The 6982-nt window shown below is 45.8% G+C and carries 6 protein-coding genes and 1 pseudogene; all 7 read right to left on the minus strand.

Annotated features, from left to right (window positions below; all coding sequences use genetic code 11):
- Positions 1-559: pseudogene (locus ACTIE6_RS25745) on the minus strand (M56 family metallopeptidase); the annotation flags it as partial.
- Between the two features lie 13 nt (positions 560-572).
- Positions 573-947, minus strand: a complete 375-nt coding sequence (locus tag ACTIE6_RS25750) for a BlaI/MecI/CopY family transcriptional regulator (RefSeq protein ID WP_031528244.1) — start codon at positions 945-947, stop codon at positions 573-575.
- Positions 948-1100: 153 nt separating this feature from the next.
- Positions 1101-3092 (minus strand): response regulator, encoded by a 1992-nt coding sequence (locus tag ACTIE6_RS25755; RefSeq protein ID WP_439559354.1) that lies wholly within the window; start codon positions 3090-3092, stop codon positions 1101-1103.
- Positions 3093-3118: 26 nt separating this feature from the next.
- Positions 3119-3526, minus strand: a complete 408-nt coding sequence (locus ACTIE6_RS25760) for a response regulator (protein WP_439559355.1) — start codon at positions 3524-3526, stop codon at positions 3119-3121.
- A gap of 37 nt (positions 3527-3563) precedes the next feature.
- Positions 3564-4916, minus strand: a complete 1353-nt coding sequence (locus ACTIE6_RS25765) for a sensor histidine kinase (protein ID WP_439559356.1) — start codon at positions 4914-4916, stop codon at positions 3564-3566.
- Positions 4916-6040 (minus strand): FIST signal transduction protein, encoded by a 1125-nt coding sequence (locus tag ACTIE6_RS25770; protein ID WP_439559357.1) that lies wholly within the window; start codon positions 6038-6040, stop codon positions 4916-4918. Before ACTIE6_RS25770 ends, ACTIE6_RS25765 begins: the two co-directional genes overlap by 1 nt.
- 108 nt (positions 6041-6148) lie before the next feature.
- A partial coding sequence (dgt, locus tag ACTIE6_RS25775) for a dGTP triphosphohydrolase (RefSeq protein WP_439559358.1) occupies positions 6149-6982 on the minus strand: 834 nt, incomplete at its 5' end.

Consider the following 6982-nt stretch of genomic DNA (forward strand, 5'->3'; position numbering starts at 1 on the left):
ACCAGAAGAACACTTTCATGATCTCCACGAGGAGGATATCGGCACTGTGCCATTGCTTTACGTGTACCATTTCGTGACAAAGAATGTCGTCAAAATGGCTTTCATAGTCATTTCTGTTAATCACAATCCATTTCAGAAAGGAAAATGAGCCAATCTTGTTGGAGTCGATCATCACGACGGTACAATCTTCCAGCTCGATCACTTCGCCTGACAGCAAAAAGCTCCTCAGCTGCTGTATATGTCTGAAAAGCAGATAACCCGAGACGAATATTCCGATCGCGTACACAATCCACAGGATCTGCACCCAGGTAATCAGCGGCTGCTGTTCCTGAACAGCCGAAATGGAAACTGCTGTCGTATTTACCTCGTAGATAACCGGTAATGCAGGTGCGGTTTCGGGGTAGATCACAAATGGTAATGCAAATGCAACGGCAAGGGAGCCAAGCAGATAAGCCCGGTTCAGCTGAAAAAAGGTGTGCTGCCGGAGCATCAGACGATAACAGGCAAAAAGCAGGATCCAGTACAGGTTCACCTTGCCGAGATACAATAGCATTTCCATGGCTAACAGGGTTTTATTGTTCGTTTTTGTGCTGATTGATCAGCTTCATGATTTCGTCGAGATCCTTCGTTTTCAGATCGTTGTCCTTTACGAAAAATGAAACCAGATTAGGCAGTGAGTTATCAAAGTAATTAACCATCAACTGCTTCATTTCGTGGCGCTTATACTCTTCTTCACTGATAAGCGGGTAATATTCGTGCGTTTTCCCATAAGCTGTGTAGCCCACCACTTCTTTCTTTTCGAGGATCCGGATAATCGTCGAAACCGTGTTGTAAGCAGGTTTGGGTTCGGGCATTTCGGCCAGTATATCTTTTACAAATGCCTTTTTAAGTTGCCAAAGAATCCTCATTACCTCTTCTTCAGCGCGTGTCAATGTGCGTACTTCCATAATTTTTGAGCTGTATTATTATATTTTAACCTGGTGTTATCTCAAAGTTAAGACTATCCATTTAGTTTCAAAACTATTTTATTAGTTATTTGAATAATTGCAATAAAAAACCTGCATTGAATGCAGGCTCATACTTCCAAGAAAATTTCAAAACTAGTATCTGACAACAGGTGCCGGGAGTTCTTTCAGGCTGCGGCTGATCACGCTGATCAGTTCATCGGCTTTAAACGGTTTCGTTACAAAGCTGCTGAACCTGACACCTTCCAGCTCCTTTTCAGCGAAAGTATCTGCTGTAAATGCAATTACCGGGACATTAAGAAGGTGCGGGTACGATTCCTGGATTGTTTTCATAGCTGTTATACCGTCCATAACGGGCATTTGAATATCCATCAGAATCAGGTCGAACTCTGCGTGATCCAAATGTTCCAGCAGTTCTTTTCCATTGTTACAAATCACGAAATCAGCTTCCCACTTGGATAAAAGGTGTTTCAGCAGAATTTGATTGGCAATTATGTCCTCGGCAGCCAGAATGCGGTAGCCTTTGAGCGAGATATGTTCAACCACATCGGGTTGTATCACATTCAGGTTCTTCTCTGCTTTGCCGAAATTAAGTATCACGCTGAATGTGGCGCCTTCACCCAGTTTGCTCTGGGCCGTAATGCTGCCGTTCATCAGCTCCGCGATCTTACGCGTAATACTTAATCCAAGCCCGGTGCCGCCGAAGTAGTGTTTTGCATTGTTTTTATGAGCCTGTGAAAAGCTGTCGAAGATCGCGCTCAGCTTGTCTTCCGAGATACCTATGCCGGAATCTACCACGTCAATTTTCAGCTCTACGCTGCTTCCAAGATCTGCGTGAAGCGATACAATTACCTTGACAAATCCGCCTTCTTCTGTAAACTTGATCGCATTCCCAATCAGGTTGACCAGGATTTGATTCAATCGGTAAGCATCGCCTGTAAGCAGAGTCGGCGTGTTTTCGTCAAACTGGTAAGTCAGATTAATGGCTTTTTCTTTGGCCCTTACTTCAAAGGTTTTGATCAGGTAACCCAGCTTTTCCCTCAGGTCGAAATCGAAATTTTCCAGACCGAATTTGCCAGCCTCAATTTTAGAGAAATCGAGTATGTCGTTCAGTATGACCATTAAATTGTCTGCCGAATACTTGATCATCTGCAGATACTCGCGATCTTCATCAGGAAAATCCCGCGTCATTAAAAGGTCGGTGAATCCGATAATCCCGTTCATGGGCGTACGGATTTCGTGGCTCATCGTGGAGAGAAAATCAGATTTGATCCGCGTAGCCTCCTCTGCTTCGCGCTTCGCCCTGATCAGTTCTTTTTCCACGTTTTTCCGACTGGTAATGTCGATAGCTGTGCCAAGTACTTCCTGAACAGTTCCGTTTGCATTGCGCTTGAAAGGTACTTCCCTGGTGATGATCCAAACTTCCGATCCGTCGCGGTGCAGCAGCCTGAACTCTTTCTCCACCACATCCGAATCCTTTACCCAATGCCGCATATAGTGGTAATGCCGGCGGAACGTAAGCTGGTCCTGGTCATCCACAATCCGCGAGAGCGCAGTGCTGCTTTCCGGCAGAAGCTCGTCGCCCGAATAGCCCAGTATTTTCGATATTTGGTTGTTCTGGAAGATATTCGTCCATTTCTCAATATCGATTACATAAATGATATTCGGGGAGAGCAGGGCAATTTTATTGATAAACTCTTCCTTTTCCGCCAGCTCCCGCCTGGCCTGCTCTCTTCCTTTTCCGGCTTCGAGCATTTGTCCCATTGTATGGAAAGTCTTCGTCAGCTTCTCCGGCGTAACTTCCGACTTGGGAAAATAATCCATTGCACCCGCTTTCATCATCTCGACGGCAATGCGCTCATCGCCGTGCGAAGTGAGTACGATAACAGGCAGGTTAGGAACAATGCGCTTGATCTTGATCAGCAATTCCAGTCCATTCGTCTTCGGGAGCTGGTAATCGAGAAAAATGCAGGAAGGAATCCATACATCAAGCATCTGCAGCGCTTCCTCCGCATACTTACAAATCCTGACCTCGCCAATATCCAGCAGAGACTTTTGCATTGCACGCATAAAGTACATCGCATCAATGTCGTCGTCTTCTACTAGCAGGATATCGGGACTGATCATGATTTTTAAAAGATAACGCTGAGATTTTATTCGGGAAATTCACAAAGTGTCCAGTAGCTGTTCAATGTGGATACAGCGGCAATAAACCGGTCCATTGATAATGGTTTCAGGATATATCCGGCCACATTCAAGTTGAAAGCGTCAATCTTGTCGCTGTCTTCATTGGACGTGGTCATGACAAAAACCGACAGCGAACTCAGGTCCGGGTCCTGGCGGAGTTCTTTCAGGAATTCGATCCCGCCCATTCTCGGCATATTCAGGTCCAGCAAAACAATTTTTGGTTTTGGAAAATCACTATCAGGATTGCGCAGCAAAGCAAGCGCATCGATTCCGTTGGAAGCTACAACCAAACGGTTAGAGATATTGTTCTTTTTGAATGCCCGTTTGACGTTCATAACATCTACTTCGTCATCCTCTACAAGAAGGATTGTCATAGGAACTGGGTTGGAAAGTGACATTTAATATTTGCTGTTATTGAAATGGATTGTTTTTGAGAGAGGTTTCAGTACTTTTTAATTCATTCTTCGGCCAGGTAAAGAAGAACCTGGTCCCTTCACCCATTTGGGATTCTATCCGGATCACGCCGCCTTTTTCATCCAGTATTTTCTTGACAATCGCGAGCCCCACACCAGTACTCTCCACTTCGTCACGCGCCTGTAAAGTCTGGAAAATGACGAATATTCTTTCATGAAATTCGGGGCTGATACCGGGGCCGTTATCCCCTACATAAAATTCGTACAGAGACGCTTTCTCCCGCCAGCCGATCGTGATCTCAATCTCCGGCTTGTCGTTGTATTTGACACCGTTTGAAATCAGGTTCTGTAAAATCTGGGTCAAAGTAATCTTCTCTGTTTCGAGTTCAAGACTAGCGTCGCCATCCAGTTTGAAGCGTACAGGCTTTTTGCTGCTGAAAGTTTCTGATAAATCGTCAACCAGCGATTTTAATGCAAAACGCTCCTTTGAAGTTTTAATCCGGCCAGCTCTTGAATACGACAAAATTCCATTGATCAGACTTTCCATTCTGTGCACGCGGCCGCGCAGCAGCTTGAACTGGTCGAGCGTATCACCTTCCAGTAGATGGTTAATATCTTCTTCAATCCATTCAGACAAGTTATTGATCGCCCGCAGCGGCGCTTTCAGATCGTGGCTTACTACGTATGCAAACTGGTCAAGCTCCGCATTGATCCTTTCCAGATCCCGCATGTAGGATTTCAGTTTCTTTTCGGAATTAACCTTTTCAGTCACATCCGAAAGCGCGCCAATGTACCCGACCAGCTCGTCGTCGGCATATTGTTTCATAATCGATCCACCGACCCATATCTCTTTCTTGCCAGCGGTTTGAATTTTGATAATTGCATCCACGGAATGCTGCTCCATATTCAGCACTTCATTGATCTGATCAGCCGATTCGGAGAAGAAATCCATCCAGTTACGATTGAGCGATTCCGCTACGGAATAGCCGGTCACGGTTTCCCATGCATTATTGAGATAGATAATGGTGCCGTCACGATCTAGTTGCAAGAGTATCTCTGAAATGCTGCTGACAACCTGTTCGAGTCTTTTGCTGGTCAACGCCGCTTCCTCGGTTTTTTCCTGCGCAACGCGGGTCAGTTCCCTGTTGGCTTTAAAAAGCTCGCCTGAACTTTGTTCGAGAATATGTTCAACCCGGGTAAGATCGTCCTGGTATTCTGTATATGCCAAATGGACTGATAAAAGAAAATCCTGCAAGCCGGGATGTTCGGCCAGCTCCAAAGGCAACGATTTCCGGATCTGCCTTTTGAGCAGCCGGTGGTAATTGGTTTCCGTTATTTCAATAGCAGACATTACAGTTCCCTGAAAGTGGTAATGGTCATGGTTTGGTTGTGGAGCTCGCACAAAGCATTGCGGTTAAATGGAGCCAGCTCGCCATAAGAGTAGAAGCCAGCCATAAACGGGGCCGACAATACTTCCGAAACGCATTCCACTTCTTCTTCCACCATTTGTTTCAATACCAGCTTTCTTCCGACGCAGCTCACCAGAATTGCGAGCTCCGGATCATTTTTCAGGCCCTCGGCAGCAGCGTGTGCCGCTTCTTCCGCGCCCGTGATGAGGCGGTCGTTGTTTGCCTTCATTAATCTTACAAATGATCCCTCCGGAATGTCGCCTGCGAAAGTGAGACTTTTTTCGTCTTCGTTAATGCCAAGAATGGTACGGACCACAGGTGCACGGTCTTCGCTGTCGCGCATGCTCAATGGGAAAAGCAGGCCGGAAGCTGGCAGTTCTCTCGCTTTATCTCCTAAAAATGACTTATAAAGATCCAGCGCAGGCTGGTTGTCGATCTCGAATAAGACGTTCTCTTTGGATTTCGTTACTACCCTGTCCAGTCCGAAACTGTCCCACCCGCCTCTTGAACCAAAACCAATGGACAGACTATCCCCGTAAAATCCGACTGCCGCGACACTTTGTGTGGCCACAGCCCCGTCAGGCTCAACGATCACCGTCTTCACAAAATGGGAACCGTCGCCCGCTAGTCCGCCGGTGAGGGTAACATTTGCCGGCAGGTGCTCGGTCATACCTTTTACGAGATCGGTACCATTTACTTTCAGTCCGTCGGACACAACAAAAACGTGCTGCAATCCTTCTTTTGGAAGCTGGTCTACCAATTGCTTGCCGGCTTCAAAGCTGCTGAACTGAATATCTTCAAGACAAACCTTGGAGCTTTTTACGCTTGTTTTATCAAAGCCGATCGCCGTGATAATAATGGTATTATCCTTTACATTCACATCTGCGATTTCGCCTGCTGTGGAGCATCCGGAAAAGATCGCTTCGGGATATTCGGCTGCGAGTTTTGTCGTCAGGCCGCTACCTTCAAGTAGTTCGCGGTTGCCGAAAATAAACAGGAGTTGTGGACTAAAATTAAATGTAACCTGAGAGGAAGATTCGGTATAAACTACCTGTTCAATTTGCATGGGTTTACGTGTCTAGAAAGGCTGGATAATTCGGGAAAACAATTTACATAAAACTTTTAATATTCGAATTAATATTACACTTATTGCCTTGTAAGTGCGGTATTTAGCCTACGAAATTGATGGAAATGAAATGCCTTTGATCTTCCTGAACAGTTCCACTGCATAGAGGTCCGTCATTCCCGAAATAAAGTCCAGCACGGTCTGGATCCGGGAATAGGCATCTGTGCGGGATGTAATGAATTGTTTGGGTATCAGGTCTACCAGCTTACGGGTGTAATGCGAAGTATTATTCAGATAAGCCGGGACAAATTCTTCCAGCAACCCGCCGATCACTTTATACCCCGCCACTTCGATCTGAACTACCGATGAATAATTGTATATCTTACTGATGGAAATCCGCTCAATTTCTTTCATTGCGCTCCGGTAAGGTTCTGCAATTCCGTCGATCAGGCTGCAATTCAGATCGCCCGAAAGAATCGTTGCTTGTTCATTATAGAAGAGTTCGGAACAGGCACCAATGAGCGTGTTGATCGATTTAGCCCTCAGCAAACTGATCTTGGCATCGTCGTCATCGATTTCCTGTAACCTTGCGGGCATTTTGGGATCGTTACAAAGTTCCAGCAATAAAGTCTCGACTTCCTTATAAGAAAGGATTTTCAGCCGGTGCGCATCTTCCAGGTCAATAATATTGTAGCAAATATCGTCGGCGGCTTCCACCAGGTAAACCAGCGGGTGACGTTTGTAAACCAATGGTGAATCGGTTACCTTATACAGGTCTAGTTCATTCGCAATCTTCTGAAAGCCAGTCTGCTCTGATTGAAAAAAGCCGTATTTTTTTGTGTGAATATTGGCTTTGTTATGTCCGGCAATGGCCTCGCAGGGATACTTTGCAATGGCGGCTAATGTAGCGTAAGTCAGGGCAAAACTTCCGTAACCTTTTCC

The organism is Dyadobacter sp., from assembly GCF_051859145.1.
Taxonomy (GTDB): Bacteria; Bacteroidota; Bacteroidia; order Cytophagales; family Spirosomataceae; genus Dyadobacter.

Bases quoted from the DNA above. Each gene is read 5' to 3' on its own strand.
- ACTIE6_RS25755 (WP_439559354.1), bottom strand. From the start codon at position 3,092: ATGATCAGTCCCGATATCCTGCTAGTAGAAGACGACGACATTGATGCG.
- ACTIE6_RS25770 (WP_439559357.1), bottom strand. From the start codon at position 6,040: ATGCAAATTGAACAGGTAGTTTATACCGAATCTTCCTCTCAGGTTACA.
- ACTIE6_RS25760 (WP_439559355.1), bottom strand. From the start codon at position 3,526: ATGACAATCCTTCTTGTAGAGGATGACGAAGTAGATGTTATGAACGTC.
- ACTIE6_RS25750 (WP_031528244.1), bottom strand. From the start codon at position 947: ATGGAAGTACGCACATTGACACGCGCTGAAGAAGAGGTAATGAGGATT.
- ACTIE6_RS25765 (WP_439559356.1), bottom strand. From the start codon at position 4,916: ATGTCTGCTATTGAAATAACGGAAACCAATTACCACCGGCTGCTCAAA.